The organism is Myroides sp., assembly GCF_032073645.1.
GTDB lineage: Bacteria > Bacteroidota > Bacteroidia > Flavobacteriales > Flavobacteriaceae > Flavobacterium > Flavobacterium odoratimimum.
The window spans coordinates 123,982-148,743 of the sequence record NZ_DAMANB010000004.1; the positions used below are offsets into that span (position 1 = coordinate 123,982).

Consider the following 24,762-nt stretch of genomic DNA (forward strand, 5'->3'; position numbering starts at 1 on the left):
CCTATTAAATCTCCTATAAGGGTAAGAATAAAGAATAAGAACGCTATTAGTTTTGTAATGTCAAAATAATAGCGTTTTTTTATTCTATGTAAATATCAACGTTATTATTCAATTTTAAAAAAGACAACAAAAATGGAAGAGTTTATAGACTTTGACAATTTAAAACGTCCTGTTTTAGTTCAATTTTATGCTGACTGGTGTACTCCATGTAGAACACTATCAGGTATAATAGATCATATAGAGGAGGATATAGAAGCCAAAGTAGATTTGATAAGAGCAAATATAGATCAGTGTAAGGACTTAAAAGAAGAGTTCTTTGTTCGCTCTGTACCCACGATGATTTTATTAAATAAGCAGGGAGATATCTATTGGCGTCAGACAGGTGTTGTTGCTCCACAAGAGATTATGAAGCACGTGTGGCAAGTGGATAAAGAATAATTTAAAGAATTGAAATAATGAGTAACGTTGTATTATTAATTGAGTATGCTTTATTATTAGGCATAGGAGCTACTATATTTATGGATCTTTATGCGGTAGTTATTAAGAAACTGTTTAATATTCCATCATTGGACTATGCGATGGTGGGTAGATGGATAGGATCTTTTACGAAAGGAGTGTTTAGTCACCCTAATATTATGCAGGCTACGCCAGTGAAGAATGAGAGAGCATTAGGATGGATAGCACATTACCTCATTGGTATAAGTTTTGCTTTTGTACTATTGTTAATTTGTGGTGTAGAGTGGCTTTTAGTACCTACATTTTTACCTGCATTAGTGATAGGAGTGGCTACGACAGTGTTTCCATTCTTTATGATGCAACCAGCCTTTGGGTTTGGAATAGCAGCTTCCAAAACACCTAAACCAAATATAGTAAGGCTACGCAGTCTTCAAGCGCACACTATTTACGGGATAGGGTTATATGTAGCAGGATGGGTATTATCTCTAATTATTAGATAAAAAGTAAGGATATAAATGAGTCAAAGTAATAAAGATATAAAGGAAATAGAATCAATAGAAGATTTTAAGAATCATTTTTTGGTTTCTGAAGGAGGCACTTGTGGTGAGTGCAATAAACTGCGTTATAAAGAAGGGGCAGGTTATATGGAGGTCTTGTCTTTAGCTGATTTGAGGCAGCACAATGATTTGTTTTTAGGCAGTCGTACGCGCAAGCGATTTTATAGTATGGTGTTAGTCACTAAAGGTGCAGTTACCGAAGTCATAGGACATAAAGAATACCGATTAGGTGAGCAGATGATGTACTTTATTTCTGATAACCAATTACACCAAATAAAAGAATGGACGAATGACCTAGAAGGTTTTATGTGTCTATTTGATTCAGATTATTTTTTACTTTGTATCAAGCATCAAATCAAATTGAATAGCTTTCCTTTTTTTCAATTGGACAAAGCTCCTTATGTTGAGCTTACAGAACGTGAGGTAGAGATGATGAGTCATCTGTTTTGGAAGTTAAATCAAGAGCAATGTCAAAAAGAAACTTTTAATGATGATTTATTAGTGCGTATGTTCTTGAATATTATCTTAATAGAGGCAGAGCGAATATACAATCAACAGACTACATCAACTCCTTTTGTATTATCTAGAAAAGAGCAGTTAGTAGCAAAGTACCAACTATTGGTGACCCAAAATGCTATTGAGTTAAAGCAAGTAAATCAGTATGCAGAGTTGTTACATGTACATCCTCATTACCTTAATGATATAGTTAAAGAAATCACCAATCAGCCTGCTAGTTATTTTATTCATAAGTATCTTATAGAAGAAGCTAAATCAAGACTGATACAGACGAATGATACAGTTGCTCAGATAGCTATAGATTTAAATTTTACAGAGGAATCTTATTTTGGTCGTTTCTTTAAAAAGAAAACTGATTTAACTCCTCTTCAATATAGAAAGCAGCACAAACAGCATTAAAAACTTACCTATATAAAACCAAAATAGAGACCCTAAGGTCTCTATTTTTATACATAATTGATTCTTATTAATGTCCAGCACCAGCAATGATCTTACCAGCTCCTTTTTTTATCAATAAGAGTATAAAAGGAATACAAATAAGAAATAGTACCCCTAAGAACATAAATACATCCATATAGGTTAATACTGTTGCTTGTTTAGTCACTCCTAGGTCTAGTAGGGTGTATGCCTTCTGAAGTGCTTCATCTGTAGGGAATCCTTTCGCTATAAAGCTTTGTTGTAAGGCAGTTACACGATTCTGCACTTCTAGAGAAGCAGTATCTAAATGACTTACTAATCCTAGTCTGTGGTTTACAGACCATCTAGAGATAAAGGTTGTGATTAGTGCGATACCAAACGAACCTCCTAATTGACGCATCATCCCAGTAAAGGCTGCTCCTTCACCTATCTCTCTATTTCTTAAGTTAGAGAGTGATAGTGTTGTAATCGGTACGAATAGTAATCCTAACCCCACTCCACGTATAACTAATGGCCAGAAGAAATGTTCACTACCTGTATCTGGAGTAAGTATATTACGAGCCCAGAAACTGTATAAGAAGAATACTAAGAATCCTGCAGATACTAGATACTTAGGAGGAACTCCTCTTTGTAGCATTCTAGCGATAAATGGCATCATTAAAGCAGTCATTAGTGAACTCGGTACTAATAACATCCCTGCATCTGTCGCAGTCCATCCTAAAATCGACTGAGTATAGATGGGAATGATAAAAGTAGACCCGTATAACCCAAACCCTAAGATAAAGGATAGTACAGTACCAATGGCTAAATTAGAATCTTTCAGTACTCTTAAATTAACAATAGGCTTGTCACATGTAAGCTCTCTCCATACGAAGAAGAAGAACCCCAATACAGATGATATAGATAGAGTCAGAATAGTACTGTTCTCAAACCAGTCATCTTGTTGACCGTGTTCTAATACGTACTGTAAGGAACCTACTGCGATAGCAAGTAGTATAATCCCTAAGAAGTCTATCTCATTCAGTTTGCTCTTTTCAGCGTATTTAGGACTTCTAACATATAATATGGCCAATGTGGTGGCTATAATCCCTAAAGGCACATTGATATAAAAGATAAATGGCCAAGAGTAATTGTCTATAATGTACCCTCCTAATGGAGGTCCAAGTGTAGGCCCTACAATAACACCCATACCGTATATTGCTTGTGCAACACCTCTTTTTTCTACGGGATAACTCTCTGTGATAATGGTCTGTGAAGTTACTAATAAAGCACCTCCTCCTAGACCTTGTATAAAACGGAATAGTATAATCTCCCATAGGGTAGTAGAATACCCACATAAAAAAGAAGCTACAGTAAAGATGATAATGGAAGCAGCAAAGTAATTACGTCTTCCAAACTGTTGTGAGAGCCAGCTAGTCATCGGCACTACTATTACATTGGCAATAGCATAAGCCGTTACCACCCAGGCGATATCAGTAAGAGAAACACCGATACTCCCTTTCATATCATTCATGGCTACATTGACAATAGTCGTATCAACTATCTCTAACAGTGCACATAGAATGGCTGTGATGGTAATGATTATTCTGCGATAACCGTGTTCTACTAAGCTTTCTTCACTCATCGCTTATCGTCCACTTTTAATGTTTACATCGATATCTACATTCATACCTGCCTTTACATAGACTAACATTTCATCCTTCGGATTAGTGAAAGTAATCTTCACAGGGATACGTTGTACTGTTTTTACGAAGTTACCAGATGCATTATCAGGAGGTAGTAGAGCGAACTTAGCCCCAGTAGCTGGAGACATAGAGTTAATCACTCCTTCGAACTCATGCTTAGGGAATGCGTCTACTTTTATTTTGACAGGTTGTCCTTCACGCATATATTGCATTTGTGTCTCTTTAAAGTTTGCCACTACCCAGATATTGCCTTTTTGTACAGTATTGAATAGTCCTTGTCCAGGTTGTATTAATTGCCCTACTTGTAGGTTAATTTTAGATACTTGACCATCTTCTTTAGCTGTGATCACGGTGTAAGACAAGTATAACTCCGCATTGTCTAAGTTAGCTTTAGCTTGATCTACCATTGCTTTAGCAGCATCTATCTGAGAAGTAGAAGCTACAGCTTGAGATCTACTAATATTTACTTGTTGAGCTACAGCATTTGCTTGTTTTTCTACTGCTTTTAATTGTTCTTGTAGTACGACTACTTGTTTTTCAGCAGTCTCTTTAGCAGCTAGCGCTTGCTCATATTGTTGTTTAGTAATAGATTGACTTTCATAAAGTTTGTTGTATCTCTCATAGTCATTATTTGCTCTCCATAGCTGAGTTTTTGCAGCATCTATATTTGCCTTGGCAGTCGCTACATTAGCCACAGCAGTAGAAGCTCCAGCCTGAGAAGATATTACTGTAGATTCACTAGTATTATGCCCAGCTTCAGCTACTTTTAATTGGCTTAATGCCGCTTGATAGTTTGCTTTAGCTTGATCTACTTTGATTACATATTCTGTATCATCTAGTGTGATTAATACATCCCCTTTTTTGACCATTTGGTTATCTTGTACATGGATACTTTTGATGTACCCTGGTATTTTAGATACGATAGGAGAGATCTTTGTTTCTACTTGAGCATCATCAGTAGTCTCATGAGCCATAGAATGGATGTATTTATACACACCATATCCTCCTCCAAATAGTATTATAGCTCCTAACGCAATAATAAATTTCTTATTTAGAGGTTTTTTATATTCATTATTATTTGTTTCCATTTTAGTTTCCCGATTGTAAGTTGTCTAATAATTTTCCTGTTTTGTATGCATATTGATACAATGTCAATGTTTGATCAGCTTCTCCTAGCATATTGTCTATTTGAGCTTGTAACTGTTGTACATCAGCTTCTAATAGATGATCAGTGTCTGTCAGACCATTGTCATACTTATCTTTTACAATGCGGTAATTCTCATTAGCCTGAATAAGAGCTTTCGATAAAACAGTATTCTTTTTTAAAGCTAACTCATAAGCATTATATGCTTCTTCTATTTCTACTTTAGCCATATCTTCTACTAACAAGACTTGATATTCAGCTTCTGTTTTCTTTGCTTTAGCTTTATTGACTTCTGTTCTGTTTTTAAAGATAGAAGCTAAGTCAAATTTTAGACCGACTCCTACCATAGTAGCATTAGTGATATCAATTACTTTATCTAATTGAATAGCTGAGTATCCAGCTGTTAATCCGATAGAAGGGAAGTAATTACCTCTAGCTATTTTGATAGTCGTTTGAGCTATTTCGTCCATTTTTATCACACTCTGAACATCTTTACGTGTAGAGAGGTCATCTGTTTTAGTAGGTAAGATATCTACAGGATTAGCTTTCTCTGCAACGATTGTTTCATTAGACGGAAAATCTAGAAGAGTACTTAATCTTGTACTAATATTCTTCAAGGTGTTTTTCGTTTCTTCTAAAGACAATTCTACATTCGCTTCTTGCAATTGTGTTCTTAAATAGTCATTTCTAGCGATTAGACCATTGTTTAAGAATTGTTCAAAGTCAATTGTGCGTTGGTGTGCACGCTTTAGATTTTCAGTTAGCAGCGCTATAGACTGCTGCGTCTTATATAGTGCAAAGTATAAATTGATGGTTTGGTAAACTACATTCTCAGTAGTAGATTGCTCTGTTAGTTCAGCTAATGCGTAGTATTGTTTACTTTGGTTTACAGCGTTACTAATTTTAAAACCGCTAAATAGAGGAACATTAGCTTTGGCTTGTGCCATCATTAAATGCTGAGGTGTCACCTGTGGCATTTGGTTTTCTCCAGACGATGGAGGTAAAGGTACTTTTAGATTAACATCAGTACCATTAAAGAGGCGATTATAGGATCCTGAAACTTCTAGATCGGGGTAGCGCATATTTTGGGCGCTATGAATCTGAAGTTTACTAGCCTCTGTACTTGCTTTTACTTTTTTTATCTCTTTGCCATTTCTTAAACTTAATGTAATGGCTTGCTCTAGGGTAATAGGTGTTTGAGTTGAAGTTTGAGCAAACGCTTGGCAAATAAATAATGAAGCAAGTAAGACGTAATTACTTTTGTTCATTGTAGATTAAAATTGATTGAAAGGATTGTATTAAATAAGGATATATATGCTGTTTGATGTACAAACTATATTCTTCGTGATCGGGTATATTCCAATAGCTAGATAAAGTGCGTTCGTGGTGTATTAGGTAACTTAATATTCCCAATGAAAAGATAACGAATGTAACAGGGTCTGGTTTCGCTTTAAAAAGACCTTTTTCATACCCCTCTTCTATAAAACTATTGATAATATTTAATATTTCGCGCTGTAGGATGGTTATACCATCTGATATCTCAGGGATGTCCTCTTTTTTAGACAGTTGCCCCATTAAGATAATGTGGAAATCAGCGTTTTGTAACTGTACAGTCATCATATGCTCTACGAAAGCTAATAATTTCTGCATAGGGTCTAAGTGAGTATCTGTGGTAAGAAGAGCTAGTTTTTCTCTTGTTCGAGTTAATCGTATTTCGAATAATGCAATAACCATTGCTTGCTTAGAACCAAAGTAATAGTTGATCATAGCAACATTAATACCAGCAGCTTTAGAAATATCTCGTATACTCGTTCCATCTATACCTTTTTGAGAGAATAGCTCCTCTGCTACGATTAATATTTCTTTCTGTTTATCACTTAATGCCATGAGTTGTATTTTTTCAGAATGTAAAATTAAACAAACGTTTAATTGGTAATTACATTTTTCTTAATTATTTTGTGTTAAAATAATTTTAATGTACTTATTTAAGTAATTGATTAGTTTTAATTCATTTTATAACTTTTTGATTTACTGTAAATTAGAAGTTTAAGGTATATTGGTTGATAGTTAACAGTGGACGGTTAACAGAGTTGCCTACGGCAGATAATCGCTACGCTCTAATTAAGAATTAGAAATTAAGAATCATTGCCTACGGCATTCGGTATGTACACTACGCAATCTATATCCACACAGTAATTCCATAACGGTAGGGCTGTATTACATACAGCCGACACCTAGTAACCACAGTATACATCCCGTCCAATCTAATCGCAATCTACATCCACAACAGTAGGGGCGATAATACATTACGCCCATCATCCAGTATCCGCAATATATATTACCTCATGCCCGAAGGGCGCCCATTCCTAATTCCTAATTATTAATTCCTAATTAGAAATTAGGGGATACTTCTATTTTTAAAAGAATAGCAAGAAATGGATTGTGAGAAAAAAGCAGAATCTATTTCTTTGTATACTTGTATTAAAGAAGTTAGTCATGGAAGTAAGTAAACAATATGAAAAGGCAAGACAAGCTATAGCGTATATCGTAGCTAACCATTACGCACAACCTAATTTATCAGAGATAGCAACAGCAGTTGGGTTAAGCGAATATCATTTTCAAAGATTATTTACAGAATGGGTGGGAAGTAGTCCTAAGCAGTTTTTGAGATATATAACCTTAAACTATGCTAAGTATGTTATCAAAGAGCGGTTAGAGCAGACCTTGTTTGACGTTGCAGATGAGGTAGGGTTGAGCAGCAGTAGTCGTTTACATGATATGTTTGTCTCTATAGAAGGCATGACTCCTAATGAGTACGCAAATAAAGGAGCGTCTTTAGAGATTGCTTACAGTTATTGGGATACCTTATTTGGACAAGTAGTAGTAGCTTCTACACCTAAAGGGATTTGTCATATCGCTTTTACTTCTGAGCATAGTGATGGATTAGAGCGTATTCATGCAGATTTTTCTAATGCTGTATTAGTAGAAGAAAGGAAGGGTATACACCAGGCTGTGATCGATATATTAAACAGAGAAGGAGATCTGACACAAGTTAAATTACACCTTAAAGGGACTCCTTTTCAGCTTAAGGTATGGGAAGCTTTATTACAAATTCCTGAAGGACAATTAACAACTTATGGTGGTCTAGCAGACAGATTAAATAATGCAGGAGCGAGTAGAGCTGTAGGCACCGCTATTGGTCGGAATCCTGTAGCAGTATTAATACCTTGTCACCGCGTGATACAGCAGACAGGTTTGTTAGGGGGATATATGTGGGGAGCAGAGAAGAAACAGTTAATTGTGGGGTGGGAATTAAGTAAAACACATGAATAAACTACATTCACAGTTAAAATATATACTGTATAGAAGAGTGTCCATAGTGGATGCTCTTTTTGTTTTATGGTAGTCCCATATTAAAACTGATAGAATAATTTATTTTTTGAAAAATAACCCCAAAAAAGTAGATTGTTTTTTTGATTTTGTCTCTTGTTTTTCTCTAAAAAAATCAAAATAGACTTCTTTTTACTCTCTTTTTTTAGCTATTTGTCCTCTTTTTTAGCCTTTTAATCCTACTAAGTGAATTTTTAGAATCATTTTTTTAATTAATAAATAGTGTAATGTATTGATATATAGTGATTTGTTTGAATTTTAATAAGAATTGAAGTTATTCTATATTGCTTATAACCCCAGTAAATAAGGGGCTTCATAGCAGATCCTTGGACAATTATAGGAGTATAGTAGGACGATACTTGGGTATAGCGGGCTTTTGTCCAAGGATAGTCCTTTTATTGATCTAGTATTCTTTTAGGATGTGACTTGAAGGATAAATCTAGAATTTGTGGTAGTCAAATACTGCAATGCAATTCTATCTTATGGTTCCTTCATTAGTTCTAAAACCATACTATCGTAGGCTTATATCTTTAATTCAGACCTATTTTGTATAATACCTTTTCGTTTATATTCTTATCGCATAGTTTGGGTTAAAATGCGCATATAGGATAGTGAGGGAGAGGAATAATCATAGAGGTTCTAAGCGATATGTATATAAATGTATTGAGGCGAAACTGTGTAAGCTCGCCTCAATGTATTAGGGTTAGGTTTGATTAACGTTGATTTAGGGTTAATGAACTCCAGTATGACAGGGCTAATAGCACACCTGCTATGAATATAAAACCTAGTGATGTGATAGGCTCTCCCATCCCTAAGTGTGCGATAGCGGCAGAGATAATATTAATGGTAAACCCTGTGTAAGCAAAACCTCTTATCGTAGAAGATAAGAAAGGGAGCAATATCACTATAGCTCCTAAAGCCTTAGCTATAGCGAGTTCTACTCTGAAATAATCAGGAAAACCTAGGTAAACAAAGGCCTCTTTCATCTCTTCTGTTGCTACATAGTTATAGGCACTAAATAACATAAATAAAGAAAATAGACTTGTAGATACCCAGAATGTAATTTTAGAATTCTTCATTTTTAAGTGTTTTTATGGCCTATCTAAATAGATAGGTTCTTTTGTGGGTGCAAACATAACTGACTTTAAGGTGGTCTTCTCTATTAGTTTCCTTTTGGGAAGTGGTTTCCTTTTGCACACTACTGTAGAATAAAGTAATTTTAGGGTGAATTAAAAATAGAGCAGATGAAGAAAAAACCAGTGTTGAATAATACAGAACAATGTCAAGTACGTATAGTAGCTATTAAAGATACGATGAGTTTATTATCTGGTAAATGGAAGGTATATATTATCGGAACATTATTACATGGAGGCAAAATGAGGTTTATGGATCTAATGCGAGAAGTAGAAGGGATAGGCACAAAAATGTTGTCAAAAGAATTACATGATTTAGAAGCAAATCATTTGATAAAAAGAACAGTGTTAAATACCAAGCCTATTTCTGTAGAATATGAATTGACAGAGTATGGAAAAACACTAGAAAGAGTGATCGAGGAGATTATGATTTGGGGACAGAAGTACCGCCAAACAGTCTTTAATGAGGGGAAATAGACTGAATATTTATTTTATACTCCTTGTATTTTGTATCTAAAAAGAGCGTAAATTTAATAAGTAATCGTACAGATAGATAAAGCATTGTATCAATACTTATAAAGATAGGATATGACATCACAAGAGGGTAAATCGACCATAAGACAGGCTGTGATTAAAGGCAAAACAGAATACTGTCATCTCATCTTAGAACCCAAACCTAAGATTGTGTTTACTATAGATGGAAAAATAAGTTCTCATCAGACTACTATTTTAGGCAAGGAGAATGGCTTTTTTTCATGGATGCAGTTTGTAGTGATTATCATGTTTATACTTAGTCTATTGACTTATTATTATGTGGGTCTTTATTATGCACTGATTCCAAGTATTATTACAGCTTATTTGTTGTATGTTATTTATAGTAGTTGGGATATGACTACTGTTCATGTTATAGATAAGCAGGATGTTATAGAAGTTAATTTGGTCAAAAGATCCTATCTCTCTGCTACAGGTTTTGATATCCGTTTTAAAGATAGTAAGGGCAACAGAAAAGTGAGAAGATTTTTATTAGCTAATCAAGGAGCTGGTAAAGAGGAGTTTTATGAGAAGGCAAAGGAATTGTTTAGAAACAATGGATATATGTAATAATATAGGGAGATTCAAAAAAGACATCTCCCTATTCAGTTTATAAGCTAAGTATTATATGATCATTATTTCCACCAATGGTAGTAGTTGTGTCCTCCATCGTATACGAACCCGCATCTAGGGTATAATACATTCCCTATGTCATTTGTCTTTTCTGTTTCTAGCATTAGTCCACATGCATTGGTTTCTTCACACCATTGTTTTGAACGGTCGATGATTGCTACAGATAATCCTATCCCTCTGTAGTCTGGATGTACGAATAAGTCACTTAATAACCACTGTTTTTCTAATTTGATGTAATGGAATAATTCATAAAGTTGAACGAATCCAACTGCTTGCCCATCTACATACGCTAAGAAGATATGAGACTGGTCATTAGACAGCCGATCAAGTAAGAACTGTTTTCCTTTTTCATAATTTGATTCTTGTCTGTAGAATACTCTATACATATCGAATAGCATAGAGGCATCTTCTAGGTGTTCTAAAGTCGCTTTTACTAAAGTCGCAGTTGTGTTTTTTAGAGTTACTTGTTGTCTTGTTACCCCAGTGTTCGTTGTAGTCATAAATACTTATTGGTTTAAAATTTCGAGGCAAATGTCTCGTAAAAAAGGAAGGAGATTATAGACCAGTTTTAAAATAGTTTAGTAGTCCTGTGGGGAAGAAATAAGTGCCTTTGAATAGTGTTATTATGTTAAGGGTATAATGATTAAATTTACTTAATAGGTTATGCTAGTAAGAATAACAGAATTAGAAGTATGAAAAGACTAATTGTAATTTGTTTAATAATACTTTCAAGTATAGGTAACTATGCTCAACACAAAGATGCCGTAGAAGTATATGTAAGTTATGCAAGAAATTAGAGAAATGTTAACTCAATGGAGTAGATACAGTGGAAGAGAAAATGATCATGGACAATTATTTAATCACTATGAATCAATAATAGAATACAATAATTTAACGAATAGATTGTGTTCAAGTTTAAGTGTAGTTTATGACCAAGAAAATGACAAAATAGAATGGCTAAAAAGAGAGTTTAGGCAAATTGAAAATCCTTTGTTTAATGTATTTAGTGAAGAAGATAGTTCCTTTAACTTAGTTTATTCGGAGTCAAATATTAAGTACTATTCTATTCCTTTTTATTTTAAAGGAAAGGAGTATAAGAACTATTTTGATCTTGCTTTATACATTAGGGATATTTTTATAAATGGAGATAATCTTGTTAAAGCAAAAATAATAGACTTGATGTTTAGCGATTCTCATATGTTTTCAGTTTTAAAAAAGAATAGCCAAACTGTAGAGTTATTGTTAATACTAGTTGAGTTTTTTTATAGACTAGATATTTGTAATAAGACGTATATAGGTGAAGTAGGTTGTTATTTAGTAACTGAATATGATCAGGATGAAATTAATAATATGAAGCAAACTTCGCCAGTTTATTTTACTAACTTTTATGATGCATAAATATTTTGAAACAAGAGGTTGATTTATAGAGGATATTCAATACAAGGATATTTTTAAAGAGTATAAAAAACTTATATAATACTGTTTTGTATAACTTAGCTATTACAGGGGATATAATATATGTATTTGAAAGAAAAGTGATTTATTTGTATTAATGATATTGTATTTAACAAGTACTGAGAGGTAAATTTCATCTTATAGAAAAAGATATTTATCAAGAAATTTATAGTATTATTTCAAACAGTATTAAAGATTGTAAACATGGTAATATTAAAGGGTATGAATATCGTTACTACGGAGCTAGTTTTTTTATTCAAGAAGGAGAAATCTAAAATATTTCTTAAAAAGAGAAATCTTAGTAACCATCATCGTTTAAGAATGTTTTCGAAAAGTACAAAATCCAAAAATTATACAACAAGTACTCGGAATGGTATAACAAATGAGAATCTCTAGTGTAGTACTTTTGGCGTAGAGATTATGAAAAAACTATTCGTCATATTATTCGCATTTTTGTACACTGGCTTGGCTTCAGGCTTTAGTACATATCAGCACATCTGCCAAGGATTAGTGCAAGAGGCGAGTATACCTAAATCTCAAGCAAATGAAAAGAACTGCGGTTTCTGTGCTTTAACAGGTAGAACCGTAGAAGAACCTAAGAAGAACTGCTGCCAAGATAAAGTAGAGGTAGTTAAAGTAAAATCAGAGGTTCAGAATAGTTCATTTAAAGTTTTAAAGATTTCTTTCTTTACAGATGCGATATTGCACCGTTATTTCGGAGCAGTATACGAGTATGTGCATACAGTAAGAGATAATTTCACTACTTATACTTATTATTTATACAGAGTCAAAGAAGTACCTCTGTATATTAAGCATTGCGTCTATAGACTTTGATTCATACGATATCATTGAGCTTATCTATTCTTGTAGTAGGAATAGATACATCAACAATATTGTATAATTAAATGCATACTTTTACATGAAAATTAATAGGATAGCACTGTTTGTCCTATTGGGTGTGGCATCTATGTCTTATGGACAAAAACTTACCTTAGATGCTGCGTTAAAACAGGCTATAGAACGATATGACCTTATCAAGGTTAAAGAAGCAAAACTTGCTGCTTCTCAAGAAAACATAACTAATCAAAAAGGGAATTACTTCCCAGACTTAACATTCGGTGCCCAACAAAGTTATGGGACTATCAATGCACAGAACGGGCCTCTGTATGCTTATGGAGGACTGGGATCTGCAGCTACCTCTATGCCTTTAGCAGAACAAAATTGGAATGCAGCCTTTGGTTCATTGTATTTTGCTAATGTCAATTGGAATATCTTTTCTTTTGGAAAGACAAAGGAAGGAATCGGTATGGGAAAAGCTCAACAAGAAGTAACGCTTAAGGACTTAGAACAAGAGATTTTCCAACAACAAATAAAAGTAAGTGCTACCTATTTAAATCTTTTGGCTTCTCAGCGTATAAAATATGTGCAACAAAAGAATTTAGAACGCGCGAGAGTATTTCATGAAGTTACAGCTGCCAAGGCAAAGAGTGGCTTGTTACCTCAAGTAGATGAGCGATTAGCTATGGCTGAGGTAGCGAATGCAGAAGCATTGCATATTAAAGCGTACGACAAGGAAATAGAGTTTAATAAGCACTTAGCTGTATTATTAGATGAAGAGACTAAAGCGTATGCACTAGATGAGGTATTTGTAAATGCTAAACCAGAAGTATTAGACGAGACTTTAGTCAATAGAGATCAGCATCCTATGCTATTATGGCAAGAGAGCAAAATAGCACAGAGTGAGTCTATGGAACGTTTAGTAACTAAAGGTAGTCTGCCTAGTTTAAACGCTTTTGGGGTGTTGCAAGGTAGAGGATCAGGCTTTAGCTGGAATTATGTACAAGACAATAGTGCTTACTCTTCGTCTTATGGTGATGGAGTGGGTATTGATAGAAGTAATTATTTAGTAGGGCTTCAATTGACATGGAATATATCTAACTTTTTTAGAACGACTTATAAGCGTAAACAACAAGCGTATATCACAAAGAGCTATGAACATGAATTCGCTCAGATGGACAAAGATTTGGCTAACCAAGTTACTTTGACCAAAGAGAAGTATGTCAATGCTCAGGCTGTGTGGACACAGTCAAAAATACAGTTAGAGGCGGCTGATGTAGCCTTTAAACAGCAAAAAGCTTTATACGATAATGGGTTGAGCAACTTAGTTGATTTCACTCAAGCGCTGTATACTTTACAACGTGCAGAGATAGACTATGAAATAGCTCAAAACAATGTATGGCAATCTTTATTGTTACAGGCTTCTGCTTTCGGTGATATTCAATATTTGTTAAACGCTATTCCCCTAAAATAAGATAGTATGAATTTAATTCGATTTGCCTTGCGCAAGCCAATATCTATTATGGTATTGGTAATAGGACTATTATTCTTTGGAATAAAGTCATCTAAAGAGATTCCAGTAGATATTCTTCCAGAGATGAACTTACCAGTTGTTTATATCGCCCATTCTTTTAATGGGTATACTCCACAACAAATGGAAGGTTACTTCACGAAGATGTATGTAAATATGATGCTTTTTGCCAATGGGATAAAAAGTATTGACACTAAAAATACACAAGGGTTGACCTTGATGAAAATAGAGTTTTATGAAGGGACAGATATGGGAGAGGCGATCGCGTCTATCTCAGCGCTGTCTAATCGTTCGGTAATTTTCTTACCGCCAGGAGCTCCACCACCATTCATTATCCGCTTTGATGCTTCTTCTCAACCAGTAGGACAATTAGTGTTCCGCTCAGAAACGAAGACGAATAATGAGCTTCAAGATATCGCGAACTTTGCTGCGCGCCCTTTCTTGATTAAGATTCCTGGATTGACTACAGCTCCACCATTTGGAGGGTCACCACGTACGATAGAGATCAATATAGATCCAAATAAATTGCGTACGCATCATATGAGCCCAGAGCAAGTGGTAGAAGCAATTAGTAGACAAAACGTAACAATGCCTTCAGGGAACGTATATGTAGGAGATAAGAACTATCTGACACCGACTAATAACACTTTAAAAACGGTAGAGGAGTTTGGAGATATTCCTTTGTTTAAAGGGCAGGTAGATAATGTGTACTTACGCGATGTGGCTACTGTAAAAGATGGTGCTGATATTACGACTGGTTATGCATTAGTAGACGGTAAACGTTCTGTGTATATCAATATTGCTAAATCTGGTAAGGCTTCTACTTATGATGTGGTAGAACAATTGAAAAAATCTATTCCTCATATACAGAATAACTTACCTGATGATGTAAAGATTTCGTACGAGTTTGACCAATCTGTGAATGTTATTAATGCAGTAAAGAGTTTAATCGTAGAGGGAGTATTAGGAGCCTTATTGACAGGACTTATGGTAATGTTATTCTTAAGAGATCCTAGAGGAGCTTTGATTGTGATTATGACTATTCCGATAGCGATTATTTCAGCAGTATTATTCTTAAAGATGTTTGGTCAGACGATCAATATTATGACACTATCAGGATTAGCCTTAGCGATAGGTATTTTGGTAGACGAGAGTACGGTGACGATAGAGAATATACACCAGCACTTTGCCCTCGGTAAGAATAAGGTACAAGCTATTTGGGACGCGTGTAAGGAGATCGCTTTCCCTAAGTTATTAATCTTGTTTAGCATCTTGGCAGTATTCGCACCAGCCTTTATGATGACAGGTATTCCTGGAGCACTATTTATGCCTCTAGCGATGGCAATTGGTTTTGCGATGACGGTTTCATTCTTACTTTCTCAAACGTTTGTACCGATTATGGCTAACTGGCTGATGAAGTACAATCCTGAGAAACATACTATTCCTGAAGAAGCTAAAGGTTTCGATAAGTTTAAGAATAGAGTAGTGGCAGGGATTGAGAAAGTGATGCCTATGAAGAAGATAATTGTTATAGGTTCTATTCTAGCTGCTTTCTTAGCTGTAGCAGTAATGTATCAAAATATAGGAAAGGATGTATTGCCAACTGTAAATTCAAGTCAAGTGCAAATGCGTATAACTGCTCCTGAAGGGACACGTATAGAGCATACTGAAATGAAAGTGAAGAAGGTACTGGGTGAATTAGAAGATTTATTTGGTAAAGAGAAGATTGCGATTTCATCAGCGTTTGTGGGACAACACCCTTCATCATTTGCAGTAAGTCCGATCTACTTATATAATGCAGGACCACATGAAGCGTCTATGCAAGTAGCTTTTAAAGATTTTGATGGTAATACAGATGAATTAAAAGACCAGATACGAGGGCGTATTGCAGAGAAGCTACCAGAGTTAAAATTGACTTTTGAGCCAATCGAATTGACTGAAAAGATTTTAAGTCAGGGAACCAATACACCTATAGAGATTCGCGTATCAGGTATGATGCGTAAGATGAATATGATGACTGCAAATAAATTGTTGGCAAAGTTGAAAGAAATCGACTATATGCGTGATCAGAAAATGCCTATCTCGATGAATTATCCATCTTATGAAATTAATATAGATCGCGTACGCGCTGCTCAATTAGGATTAGATGCAATGGATATTGCAAAATCATTAGTGGCGACAACAGCTTCTTCTCGTTACACCAATAGAAATATGTGGGTAGGAGGTATGATGGGAATAGCTTATGATGTACAAGTACAGATGCCACAAAATCAACTGGGAAGTAAGGAAGAATTAGAGAATATCCCACTGAGTAAGAACTCAGACAGACCAGTGCTAAGCGATGTAGCTACTGTAACAGAGTCAAAGGCATTAGCTGAGAGTTATAATGAAGGGACGATGGGATATGTATCTGTAGTAGCTAACGTACACAAAACAGATTTGAATAAAGCAAAAGAAGATGTACAACAAGCGATTGCAGAATTAGGAGAATTACCAAAAGGGGTAAATGTGGAGTTAAAAGGAATGGCTCCTGTATTAGATGATACCATGCAGAGTTTAGCTAACGGTTTATTAATTGCTATTGTGGTTATATTCTTAATGCTAACAGCCAATTTTCAGTCGTTTAAAGTGTCGTTTGTGATCCTGACTACAGTACCGTTCGTAATGCTTGGATCACTGTTATTATTAAAAGCAACAGGCTCTACAGTTAACTTACAGTCTTATATGGGAATCATTATGTCGGTCGGAGTATCCATAGCCAATGCTGTATTATTAATTAATAATGCGGAGACGTTGAGAAAAACAGGATGGACGTCTACTGCAGCGGCAATAGAAGCTACGAAGTTACGTATCAGACCGATTGCGATGACTACGATAGCGATGATTGCGGGGATGTTACCAATGGCGATAGGACATGGAGAAGGAAGTGAGCAAGTAGCTCCTTTAGGAAGAGCAGTAATTGGAGGATTATTAGCATCGACAGTGTCTGTATTGATTATTTTACCGATGGTATTTGCTTGGGTAATGAATAAAGTAACGAGAGATTCTCCATCATTAGACCCAGAAGACGAAGAAAGTATCCACTATTTACCTATAGATAATAAATAAGAAAGATGAAAAGAATATATATAGCATTAGTTAGTCTAGTAGTATTAACTGCATGTGCAGATAAAAAAACTCCTGAAGTAAAAGAAGTGAAAGATGAAAAAGGAGGGATGAGTATGGCAATGAATAAGATGGAGACTATTGGCATAGAGCCAACGAATCCTATCGTTCCTTTACAATTACCAGGAGAGTTAAGAGCTGATCAACGTACTGAACTGTTTGCTAAAGTGAATAGTTATGTAACTGATTTACGTGTAGATATAGGTGATCACGTAAAGAAAGGACAAGTGTTAATGGTATTAGATGCGCCTGAGATTCAGGCGCAAGTATCAAGTGCGCAGGCTAAATGGAAAGCACAAGAGGCAATCTACATCTCAACTAAAGCTACTTATGATAGAACGATAAAAGCGAATGAGACAGAGGGAGCTATTGCCCCTGATTACTTAGAGCAAGTGACTGCTAAGATGTTAGCAGATAAAGCACAATTAGCTTCTTCAAAGTCTTCGTATGAAGAAATGAAGAATATAGATCAATATCTAGTGATTAGAGCGCCTTTTGATGGAGTGATTACAGATAGACAGGTAGATAAAGGGGCGTATGTAGGGCCGATGAGTAAAATGCCTTTACTAATCGTAGAGGACACTTCTACACTACGTTTAAACCTATCTATCTCAGAAGCAAATACGCCTTATGTACAAGAGGGAGATACAGTGAAGTTTAAAGTGCGTACACTTCCCCAAAAAGAGTTTACAGGTGTAGTCACTAGAAAGGCGGGTAGTCTAGATTTAAAGTTGCGTTCAGAGCAGATTCAAGCAGATATTACTAATAAAGAACAGTTGTTAAAGCCTAATATGATAGCAGATGCTACTGTAAGCTTAAAAAGTACAGAGCCAACATTCTTTATACCTAAGTCAGCTTTAGTAGAGAGTAATCTTGGGCTGTATGTCATTGAAGTTAGAAATGGTACAGCGTATCATATTAAGGTAGCTAAAGGACGTGCTATGCCTATGATGGTTGAGGTTTTTGGAGAGCTAAGACCAGGTATGAAGATCTTAAAAATGGCAACAGAAGAAATAATGAATGAACAAAAATTAATGTAATAAAAATGATGATTATGAGAACATTTGCAATTAGAAGTTTAGCAGTAGTAGGAGTTAGTTTACTTACTATCGCTTGTGGAGAAACGAAAAAAGAGCCTGTAGCAACAGCTCCAACAAATGAAAACCATGCTAATCACGATATGCATTCTATGCATAAAGAAAGTGAGCCTGTAGCAGCTAGAGGACAGTACAAAAGAGGAGATGCTGTACCAAGTGACCTAGTATGTATGGTAAATGATGCTTATATGGGGAATAAACAGTTAGAAGTAGAGCATGAAGGTAAAATGTATTACGGATGTTGTGAAATGTGTAAAACAAGAATCCCTCAAGATGCAACTGTGCGTGCAGCTATAGATCCATATTCTTTAAAATCAGTAGATAAAGCAGAAGCTTATATCGTGATAGTAGGGAATAATGGTGAGGTAGCTTATTTTGAGAATGAAGGGAATTACCAAAAATTCGTTGCAGAACACAAACAGAGTTAATAAAAGGGAATCAGGAGTACTGATATAGTCAGTACTCCTTTTTAAAAACAAAGATTGTATTGAGTTACTATACTATATAGTGAAAGTTTAAAACGAGATATGATCAGTCTATTGTTTATTAGGATAAAAAAAATGAGATATGGAGTATTCGGTAGTTTTACATATTAAGAATATGGTTTGTCACCGTTGTGTTTTAATGATAGAACAAGAATTAAAAAAAATAGGTGTATTAGAAGCTAAAGTTGAATTGGGCAAAGTATCACTTTTATATAATTTAAGTGAACATACTTTTAAGGTGTTTAAGGAGAGATTATATATACTTGGTTTCGAATTATTAGTAGAAAAGCAAGATATATTGATAGAAAGTATTAAACAGCTAATAATAGACTTAGTACAAACAGATAGCCGTTTATCTACTAACCTATCATATTTGATATCAGATAATTTAGCAATAGACTATAGTTATGCAAGTAAGTTGTTTTCAGAGCGAGAATCAGTTACAATAGAGAAGTTTTATATCCATCAGCGCATTGAACGTGTGAAGGAATATATTTCGTATGGTGAAATGACACTATTAGAAATAGCTAGTAAAATGTATTATAATGATTTAAGTCATTTGAGTAAACAGTTTAAAAGTGTGGTGGGAGTGTCTCCATCTCAGTATAAGAAAGAACAGAAATTTAATAGAAATTATATTGATAAGATAATTACTTAGTTTGATGTGCTATGCAGGTGAGAGTGCATAGTATTTTTTTATTTGTACTTGTAAAAGAGGACGTCGAGAGATGCTCCTCTTTTTTTGTGATATTTTATAATGATTAAAGTGACTTTATTTACTATTTGACTGTTTTAGACATGAATCTTTCAATGTATTAGTTTTATGATGTTGAAAAAAGAATAAGAAATTAGCAATATGTGATTTAATCACTAAATGTGACAGAGTCTTGTAGGAGAAAAATCTAATATTATGATAATCACTATATGTGATGAAATAAGAAGTGTAACTTGTTTATATGTGTTTTATGCGATAAGTGTTTTTTGTTTTTATATGTTGAATATTAGTTAAATATTGATATAAAAGTAGTTATAATTCTTTTATTTGTTGATTTTAGTGAATAATAATATGTGTGTTTGGTGTATCGTTGAATATTATATGTTTGTATTGAGTTGTTTAAATAAAAAAATAACCATCCTACAGAAGTTGAAATTACGATTTAGATATGTATAACTTACCATTGATAATATGAAAAACAAGTGTGTTGTTTCTTTTGTATCAATGGAGTAGTCGTCAATCTAATTGACTTAATAAACTGGAAAAGTTGTTTTAACTAATTGTTTTCTAGAAAATAGTTACAGTGAAATATTCATTTAAACTATACGTTATTTATTCTTTTTTTGTGATTTAATAAATAGGTTTAGATCACTTGATTTTAAATACTTTGAATAGTAAATATTTGAATATTTACATTAATATAAAATTATTTAGTATTTTTATTTTTATATAATGTGTTGTTTATAAGTGTTTTAATTTTGTTTTTGTTGGTTTGGTATTCTTTTTTTAAACAATTTTTTTTCTGTTTTTAAATATTGGCAAGATAATTGTTTTATTGTCGATATATGCGAATAAAGCAGTAGTTAGTAAAGTGAAATAATAAATTGTGAAAAGTATGAAAAGTAGTGAAAGCGTAATTAAAAAGTTGAAACAGTTATTAGGAATAAAAACCGATCTAGAATTAGCAAATATTTTAGAAGTAAAACCTAATACAGTATCATCATGGAAGTCGAGAGAGACTTTGCAGTATGAAAAAATCATGAATTTGTGTAAAGAACACAAAATTGATTTGAATGAGTTATTCTTTTCAAATACACATAAAGTTTTTAATACAGATTTACAAAAAAGAAAAGTGAAAATGATATCGGTAGATCATCATTTCGAGTATTTTTTAAACCCAGAAAGAACATGGGCTACTTCACCTAGTTTTGTATTTCCTACAGAAGAAGAGGTAGATACAGCATTTCAGATTTCAGCAGATAATATGTATCCTACTGTAAAAGTATCGTCTTATGTCTTAACTAAGAAAATAGATGTAGAAGAAATAAAACCATGGGGTATTTATGTGGTGGTTATAGAAGGAAAAGGTGTACTGTGTTATCGATTTAAAAGATATACTGAAAATGGTGAGTTAGCATTTATATGTGATAATGAAACATATGAGAACATTGTAGTTAGACCTCAAGATATTAGAGAAGTATTTTGTGTAAGAGGGGCATTTCTAGGAAATATTAAGAATCTTTCATAATTTTTATATTTAGTTATAAAAGCGGGTTTTTGCATTTGTGAAAGCCCGTTTTTTTATGGTCTTTAAACATTGCTTTTAGGGATCGACTCTAGTTTAAAACAGGAATAAGTTAATCTTGATTTTTGAAAATAATGAACATGATGTTGTTCTTATTTGATGAAGGATTGAAATTGTTATACTTAGCAAGTCACAAAAAGGAAAACTAAGTGTTTAGGGGATGTCGATTAAGGAAGAGGATAAATTGGGTTTAACCCAAATTACGCATTAGCCAAATACTACAAAGCAATTCTACTTCATAGTTCTTTCATTAGCTCTAAAACCATACTATAGTATGCTTTAATCACTAATTCAGACCTATTTTGTATAATTACTTTTCGTTTATATGTCTATTGCATAATTCGGGTTTAACCGAATTTTATTAGGGAATAACTGTTTATTTATTTAGAATGTCCTAAATTTGAAGCAATATTTTGAATAATTAAAGAGATTAAGATATGAGTCAAGAAGTTAGAGGTTTAGAACCTAAGAACTTATGGAACAAGTTCGCAGATCTAAATGCAGTGCCTCGTCCGTCTAAGAAGGAAGAGCGTGTGATTGAGTTCATGATGAACTTTGGTAAGTCTTTGGGGCTAGAAACTATAAAAGATGAGGTAGGTAATGTTATTATTAAAAAACCTGCTACTAAAGGATTGGAGAACAGAAAAGTGGTTGTAATGCAATCTCACTTAGATATGGTTCACCAAAAGAATAACGATACTGTATTTGACTTCGATACTCAAGGAATCGATATGTATGTAGAGGATGGATGGGTAAGAGCAAGAGGTACTACTTTAGGGGCTGATAATGGTTTAGGAGTAGCAGCTATTATGGCTATATTAGAAAGCAATGAAATTCCACACCCTGCTATTGAGGCTTTATTTACAATAGACGAAGAAACTGGAATGACTGGTGCTAAAGGTCTTCAGGGAGGAATGTTAGAAGGAGAGATTCTTTTAAACTTAGATACAGAAGAGGATGACGAAATCGATATCGGATGTGCTGGTGGTGTAGATGTAACTGCATCTGCTGAGTATGATGAAGAAGATACACCTGAAGGATCTATCGGATACAGAATTACTGTAAAAGGATTAAACGGAGGACACTCTGGTATGGATATCCACAAAGGATTAGGAAACGCAAATAAAATCATGAATAGATTGTTATTTGATGCTTTTGATAACTTTGGATTACAGATATCTAAAATCAAAGGAGGAAGTTTAAGAAATGCTATTCCTAGAGAAAGTGTGGCTGAGGTAATTATTGCAAATACTTTTGATGAGGCATTCGTATTTGATATGACTTCTATTGTAGATGAGATTAAAGCAGAGTTACATACTGTAGATCCTAACTTTGAAGTAGTATTTGAGAAATTAGAAGCAGCTGATACTCCTAAGAAAGTAATGCCTTCTATGGCGCAATATTTCTTCGTAAGATCTATGTATACTGCTCATAATGGTGTATTCCGTATGAGTCCAGATTTCGATGACTTAGTAGAAGCTTCTAATAATATCGCTAAAGTAGATTTAGGAGAAGGTAAATTAGTAGTTAAGTGTTTAACTCGTTCTTCTGTAGAATCATCTAAATTTGATGTAGCAAATAGTCTTCGTTCTGCATTTGAATTAATGGGATGTGAAGTAGAATTCTCTGGATCTTACCCGGGATGGACACCTAATTCAGAGTCTGAAATATTAGACGTATTAGTAGATATCTATGAAAAACAAGTAGGTGAGAAGCCAAATGTAGTAGCATGTCACGCAGGATTAGAGTGTGGTATCTTAGGAACAAACTATCCTGATATGGATATGATTTCTTTTGGACCAACTATTCGCGGAGCTCACTCTCCTGTAGAGCGCGCTAATATTGCTTCTGTACAAAAATTCTGGAAGTTCTTATTAGAGATTTTAACTCAGATTCCTGAGAAAAAGTAATCTATGTAGATTAGAAATAATGAAAAGGGTATCCTGTATAGGGTACCCTTTTTTAGTTATTATAACTTTGTTTGGAAATGTTTTTTGTTTTTAATGCGGTATTTTTGATTTTACTTTTCTATTTAATGTTAAAATGTATTATTTTTACTTTCAAATTAACTTAATTATGTTTTATGTTTAGAAAAGAGCTATTGTTATTAGTATTGTTAAGTGCAAATTGTTTTTTTGCACAAAAAATTAAGTTGCCATTTGAATTGTCAAAAGACCATAGTACTATTTTTTAAGGTTGCCAATGGAGAATCAAAAAGATAGTTTGCTCTTCTTCTTTGATACAGGAGCAGGAGCTCTACTTTTAGATACACAGAAAGCAAAAGAGCTTGGTCTAAAAGCAGATTACAAAAAAGATATAACTGGTGCAGGAGGTAAAAAAACCTATGAGTCAATCAGGAATTACAAGGTTTATTTAGATAAAAATAATTATGTAGATAGTACTTCAGTAGTGTTAGAAGATATGTCTAGGTTGTATGCTATGACTGAAAAGAAGTTTGACGGTATTATAGGAGCTACTATTTTAAAAAACTATATAACAAAGCTAGACTTTAATACGCAAATGATGAGTCTATATAATTTTGGAACAAAGGTAGATTATAGTGGTTATGAGAAGATTCCTTTTAAATTCTATAATGGTGCTTTAATTCAATTTCCTATTACGATGACATTGAATAATAATGAGCAATTCTCAGGAGATATCTTGTTTGATAGTGGTGCTAGTACTACTTTGATAATAAATAAACCTTATAAAGAAAAGCATGATTTGTTAAGTAAAACAGATAAAAAGATATCTTATTCAAGTGATAATTTGAGTAATAGTACAAGTTATGAAAAAGGATTAATTAAGAGTTTGAGGTTAGGTAGTTATGAGATTCAGAGTAGTGAATTATCAGTTTCGTTTTCTTCAGATAGAGAAGGAGTAAGTGCTGTAAAAGGGTTGATGGGAATTTTAGGGAGTGAGATCATACATCGTTTTGACTTGATATTTGATTATAAAGATCAGTCTGTATATATTAAACCTAATGATTTGTTTGCAAAGGAATTTCGTCCATTTGTAAAACCATTGTCTCTAATGTATAATGATAAAAGAGACCAGATTTTAATCTCAAGTGTTATCCATAATACAGAAGCTGCGGTTAAAGGGTTGAAAAAGGGGCAAAGGATTATATCTGTCAATGGTATTAGTACTAATGATATAGATAAATATGAAAGGATACTGAAAGAAGAAAATAAAAAAGTCATCATAGAATATATGAATAAGGCAGGAGATATTAAGACTGTAGAAATTAATTTAGTAAGGTTATTATAGAAATCTATTCTGCCTTTCTTTTTAATAAGAAAACGTTCGGTATTACAAAGCGCTTTAAGGTTCATAATTTAATTTAATTATTATTTCTTAAATAAACAGTTATGTATAAAGACTAGAGTATCTAAAAAATATTAATGTTTATTTAAGAATAAAGTGTACT

The 24,762-nt window shown here is 33.8% G+C and carries 22 protein-coding genes; 16 read left to right on the plus strand and 6 right to left on the minus strand.

All coding sequences use genetic code 11. The features are described from left to right. Positions 1-132 precede the first annotated feature (132 nt). The 3 genes from RT228_RS04530 to RT228_RS04540 are packed head-to-tail and all read left to right on the plus strand — an operon-like array spanning position 133 to position 1,928. Positions 133-438, plus strand: a complete 306-nt coding sequence (locus tag RT228_RS04530; protein WP_058699528.1) for a thioredoxin family protein — start codon at positions 133-135, stop codon at positions 436-438. Between the two features lie 17 nt (positions 439-455). Then, complete coding sequence (locus RT228_RS04535) at positions 456-956, plus strand: DUF2938 domain-containing protein (protein WP_006259187.1); 501 nt, start codon at positions 456-458, stop codon at positions 954-956. A 15-nt stretch (positions 957-971) separates the two neighbouring features. Further along, on the plus strand, positions 972-1,928 hold the full coding sequence (locus tag RT228_RS04540; RefSeq protein ID WP_006259186.1) for an AraC family transcriptional regulator: 957 nt from the start codon (positions 972-974) through the stop codon (positions 1,926-1,928). Between the two features lie 67 nt (positions 1,929-1,995). Here RT228_RS04540 and RT228_RS04545 read toward each other — a convergent pair whose 3' ends face one another. The 4 genes from RT228_RS04545 to RT228_RS04560 are packed head-to-tail and all read right to left on the minus strand — an operon-like array spanning position 1,996 to position 6,662. Beyond that, a complete protein-coding gene (locus RT228_RS04545) occupies positions 1,996-3,570 on the minus strand; it encodes a DHA2 family efflux MFS transporter permease subunit (RefSeq protein ID WP_025125604.1) in 1,575 nt (524 codons plus the stop codon). Between the two features lie 3 nt (positions 3,571-3,573). Continuing rightward, the gene (locus RT228_RS04550; RefSeq protein WP_025125603.1) at positions 3,574-4,719 is read right to left on the minus strand and encodes an HlyD family secretion protein; all 1,146 of its coding nucleotides are present in this window, start codon (positions 4,717-4,719) and stop codon (positions 3,574-3,576) included. Position 4,720: 1 nt separating this feature from the next. Further along, positions 4,721-6,043 carry a TolC family protein gene (locus RT228_RS04555; RefSeq protein ID WP_073145479.1) on the minus strand — a complete coding sequence of 441 codons (1,323 nt, stop codon included), beginning with the start codon at positions 6,041-6,043 and terminating at the stop codon, positions 4,721-4,723. Beyond that, entirely contained in the window at positions 6,030-6,662 is a 633-nt protein-coding gene (locus tag RT228_RS04560; RefSeq protein WP_025125601.1) for a TetR/AcrR family transcriptional regulator, read from the minus strand. The genes RT228_RS04555 and RT228_RS04560 overlap by 14 nt, the downstream gene beginning before the upstream one ends. Before the next feature lie 609 nt (positions 6,663-7,271). On the opposite strand from RT228_RS04560, the gene RT228_RS04565 reads away from it, so the two are divergent. Further along, on the plus strand, positions 7,272-8,108 hold the full coding sequence (locus RT228_RS04565; protein WP_016649558.1) for a methylated-DNA--[protein]-cysteine S-methyltransferase: 837 nt from the start codon (positions 7,272-7,274) through the stop codon (positions 8,106-8,108). 770 nt (positions 8,109-8,878) lie between these two features. On the opposite strand, the gene RT228_RS04570 is transcribed toward RT228_RS04565, so the two are convergent. Then, positions 8,879-9,244, minus strand: a complete 366-nt coding sequence (locus tag RT228_RS04570) for a DoxX family protein (RefSeq protein WP_131540794.1) — start codon at positions 9,242-9,244, stop codon at positions 8,879-8,881. A gap of 165 nt (positions 9,245-9,409) precedes the next feature. Between RT228_RS04570 and RT228_RS04575 the strand changes: the two genes are divergently transcribed. Next, positions 9,410-9,775, plus strand: coding sequence for a winged helix-turn-helix transcriptional regulator (locus tag RT228_RS04575; RefSeq protein WP_006259182.1), 366 nt, complete (start codon positions 9,410-9,412; stop codon positions 9,773-9,775). A 111-nt stretch (positions 9,776-9,886) separates the two neighbouring features. Continuing rightward, a complete protein-coding gene (locus RT228_RS04580; protein WP_131540795.1) occupies positions 9,887-10,399 on the plus strand; it encodes a hypothetical protein in 513 nt (170 codons plus the stop codon). A 65-nt stretch (positions 10,400-10,464) separates the two neighbouring features. Here RT228_RS04580 and RT228_RS04585 read toward each other — a convergent pair whose 3' ends face one another. Continuing rightward, positions 10,465-10,962, minus strand: a complete 498-nt coding sequence (locus RT228_RS04585) for a GNAT family N-acetyltransferase (protein ID WP_006259180.1) — start codon at positions 10,960-10,962, stop codon at positions 10,465-10,467. Between the two features lie 283 nt (positions 10,963-11,245). Here RT228_RS04585 and RT228_RS04590 point away from each other — a divergent pair, with 283 nt between their 5' ends. The 10 genes from RT228_RS04590 to RT228_RS04635 all read left to right on the plus strand — a co-directional run bounded on the left by RT228_RS04590 (position 11,246) and on the right by RT228_RS04635 (position 24,602). After that, the gene (locus tag RT228_RS04590; protein ID WP_131540796.1) at positions 11,246-11,860 is read left to right on the plus strand and encodes a hypothetical protein; all 615 of its coding nucleotides are present in this window, start codon (positions 11,246-11,248) and stop codon (positions 11,858-11,860) included. A 477-nt stretch (positions 11,861-12,337) separates the two neighbouring features. Beyond that, a complete protein-coding gene (locus RT228_RS04595) occupies positions 12,338-12,751 on the plus strand; it encodes an HYC_CC_PP family protein (RefSeq protein WP_006263398.1) in 414 nt (137 codons plus the stop codon). A gap of 85 nt (positions 12,752-12,836) precedes the next feature. Next, positions 12,837-14,228, plus strand: a complete 1,392-nt coding sequence (locus tag RT228_RS04600; protein WP_131540798.1) for a TolC family protein — start codon at positions 12,837-12,839, stop codon at positions 14,226-14,228. A 6-nt stretch (positions 14,229-14,234) separates the two neighbouring features. Beyond that, a complete protein-coding gene (locus RT228_RS04605; RefSeq protein ID WP_006259176.1) occupies positions 14,235-17,393 on the plus strand; it encodes an efflux RND transporter permease subunit in 3,159 nt (1,052 codons plus the stop codon). A gap of 5 nt (positions 17,394-17,398) precedes the next feature. After that, complete coding sequence (locus RT228_RS04610) at positions 17,399-18,490, plus strand: efflux RND transporter periplasmic adaptor subunit (RefSeq protein WP_131540799.1); 1,092 nt, start codon at positions 17,399-17,401, stop codon at positions 18,488-18,490. A 14-nt stretch (positions 18,491-18,504) separates the two neighbouring features. Next, a complete protein-coding gene (locus RT228_RS04615; RefSeq protein WP_006259174.1) occupies positions 18,505-18,975 on the plus strand; it encodes a hypothetical protein in 471 nt (156 codons plus the stop codon). A 139-nt stretch (positions 18,976-19,114) separates the two neighbouring features. Then, positions 19,115-19,690 (plus strand): AraC family transcriptional regulator, encoded by a 576-nt coding sequence (locus tag RT228_RS04620; protein WP_006259173.1) that lies wholly within the window; start codon positions 19,115-19,117, stop codon positions 19,688-19,690. Positions 19,691-20,642: 952 nt separating this feature from the next. Continuing rightward, entirely contained in the window at positions 20,643-21,275 is a 633-nt protein-coding gene (locus tag RT228_RS04625; RefSeq protein ID WP_006259172.1) for a helix-turn-helix domain-containing protein, read from the plus strand. A 494-nt stretch (positions 21,276-21,769) separates the two neighbouring features. After that, positions 21,770-23,242, plus strand: coding sequence for an aminoacyl-histidine dipeptidase (locus RT228_RS04630; protein WP_006259171.1), 1,473 nt, complete (start codon positions 21,770-21,772; stop codon positions 23,240-23,242). Positions 23,243-23,534: 292 nt separating this feature from the next. After that, complete coding sequence (locus RT228_RS04635; protein WP_233445968.1) at positions 23,535-24,602, plus strand: aspartyl protease family protein; 1,068 nt, start codon at positions 23,535-23,537, stop codon at positions 24,600-24,602. Positions 24,603-24,762 lie beyond the last annotated feature (160 nt).

What these genes read in the sequence shown, in the direction of transcription:
- RT228_RS04530 (WP_058699528.1), top strand. Translation starts at nt 133, where the DNA reads ATGGAAGAGTTTATAGACTTTGACAATTTAAAACGTCCTGTTTTAGTT.
- RT228_RS04535 (WP_006259187.1), top strand. Translation starts at nt 456, where the DNA reads ATGAGTAACGTTGTATTATTAATTGAGTATGCTTTATTATTAGGCATA.
- RT228_RS04540 (WP_006259186.1), top strand. Translation starts at nt 972, where the DNA reads ATGAGTCAAAGTAATAAAGATATAAAGGAAATAGAATCAATAGAAGAT.
- RT228_RS04545 (WP_025125604.1), bottom strand. Translation starts at nt 3,570, where the DNA reads ATGAGTGAAGAAAGCTTAGTAGAACACGGTTATCGCAGAATAATCATT.
- RT228_RS04550 (WP_025125603.1), bottom strand. Translation starts at nt 4,719, where the DNA reads ATGGAAACAAATAATAATGAATATAAAAAACCTCTAAATAAGAAATTT.
- RT228_RS04555 (WP_073145479.1), bottom strand. Translation starts at nt 6,043, where the DNA reads ATGAACAAAAGTAATTACGTCTTACTTGCTTCATTATTTATTTGCCAA.
- RT228_RS04560 (WP_025125601.1), bottom strand. Translation starts at nt 6,662, where the DNA reads ATGGCATTAAGTGATAAACAGAAAGAAATATTAATCGTAGCAGAGGAG.
- RT228_RS04565 (WP_016649558.1), top strand. Translation starts at nt 7,272, where the DNA reads ATGGAAGTAAGTAAACAATATGAAAAGGCAAGACAAGCTATAGCGTAT.
- RT228_RS04570 (WP_131540794.1), bottom strand. Translation starts at nt 9,244, where the DNA reads ATGAAGAATTCTAAAATTACATTCTGGGTATCTACAAGTCTATTTTCT.
- RT228_RS04575 (WP_006259182.1), top strand. Translation starts at nt 9,410, where the DNA reads ATGAAGAAAAAACCAGTGTTGAATAATACAGAACAATGTCAAGTACGT.
- RT228_RS04580 (WP_131540795.1), top strand. Translation starts at nt 9,887, where the DNA reads ATGACATCACAAGAGGGTAAATCGACCATAAGACAGGCTGTGATTAAA.
- RT228_RS04585 (WP_006259180.1), bottom strand. Translation starts at nt 10,962, where the DNA reads ATGACTACAACGAACACTGGGGTAACAAGACAACAAGTAACTCTAAAA.
- RT228_RS04590 (WP_131540796.1), top strand. Translation starts at nt 11,246, where the DNA reads ATGCAAGAAATTAGAGAAATGTTAACTCAATGGAGTAGATACAGTGGA.
- RT228_RS04595 (WP_006263398.1), top strand. Translation starts at nt 12,338, where the DNA reads ATGAAAAAACTATTCGTCATATTATTCGCATTTTTGTACACTGGCTTG.
- RT228_RS04600 (WP_131540798.1), top strand. Translation starts at nt 12,837, where the DNA reads ATGAAAATTAATAGGATAGCACTGTTTGTCCTATTGGGTGTGGCATCT.
- RT228_RS04605 (WP_006259176.1), top strand. Translation starts at nt 14,235, where the DNA reads ATGAATTTAATTCGATTTGCCTTGCGCAAGCCAATATCTATTATGGTA.
- RT228_RS04610 (WP_131540799.1), top strand. Translation starts at nt 17,399, where the DNA reads ATGAAAAGAATATATATAGCATTAGTTAGTCTAGTAGTATTAACTGCA.
- RT228_RS04615 (WP_006259174.1), top strand. Translation starts at nt 18,505, where the DNA reads ATGAGAACATTTGCAATTAGAAGTTTAGCAGTAGTAGGAGTTAGTTTA.
- RT228_RS04620 (WP_006259173.1), top strand. Translation starts at nt 19,115, where the DNA reads ATGGAGTATTCGGTAGTTTTACATATTAAGAATATGGTTTGTCACCGT.
- RT228_RS04625 (WP_006259172.1), top strand. Translation starts at nt 20,643, where the DNA reads ATGAAAAGTAGTGAAAGCGTAATTAAAAAGTTGAAACAGTTATTAGGA.
- RT228_RS04630 (WP_006259171.1), top strand. Translation starts at nt 21,770, where the DNA reads ATGAGTCAAGAAGTTAGAGGTTTAGAACCTAAGAACTTATGGAACAAG.
- RT228_RS04635 (WP_233445968.1), top strand. Translation starts at nt 23,535, where the DNA reads ATGGAGAATCAAAAAGATAGTTTGCTCTTCTTCTTTGATACAGGAGCA.